Here is a 555-nt window from a genome sequence, read left to right as displayed (position 1 = left end):
TTTGGGACATCGAAAAAGGCGACTTTTCGCTTGGCCGTTTTGGATGGAAAGCAGGACAACCAACGTTGATGCAGCAAAATGCGGCCGCGTTTAATGGTGATGTTGGTCTAACAAGTCACTTGTTCCCGAATGAAAACTGCACGGCGAAGCAATCCCTTTGTGAGGAGTTGCCAAATGGCGGCAAGCCAGAAGTAAGCCAAAACATACTCGACTTCGTAGAGTTTTACAGCCAACACTTAGCCGTGCCGATTCGTCGAAATGTGAATGCTCCTGATGTTCAGCTTGGCCAAAAGATCTTTGCTGCTTCGGGGTGCGAAAGCTGCCATAAAACCAGTGCAAAAACGACAAAACGAGCAGACCGGCCTGCGCTTTCAGAGCAACTTATCCACCCGTATACCGATCTGCTGTTGCATGACATGGGAGAGGGCCTTGCTGATCATCGACCTGAATATCTTGCCAATGGCCGTGAATGGCGTACGCCACCACTTTGGGGGATTGGTTACACAGAAGAAGTGAACGGTCACACGTATTTTTTACATGATGGTCGAGCACGTA

Annotated in this window: 1 protein-coding gene; it reads left to right on the top strand. The window is 49.2% G+C overall.

Annotated features, from left to right (window positions below):
- On the top strand, positions 1-555 hold a 555-nt coding region (locus R7093_RS27300), incomplete at both ends, for a di-heme oxidoredictase family protein (protein WP_318147289.1).

The sequence above is a fragment of the Vibrio sp. 1580 genome, from assembly GCF_033340055.1.
The sequence above is the reverse complement of the archived record's forward strand: the minus strand, read 5'-3'. Positions and strand labels throughout refer to the sequence as shown.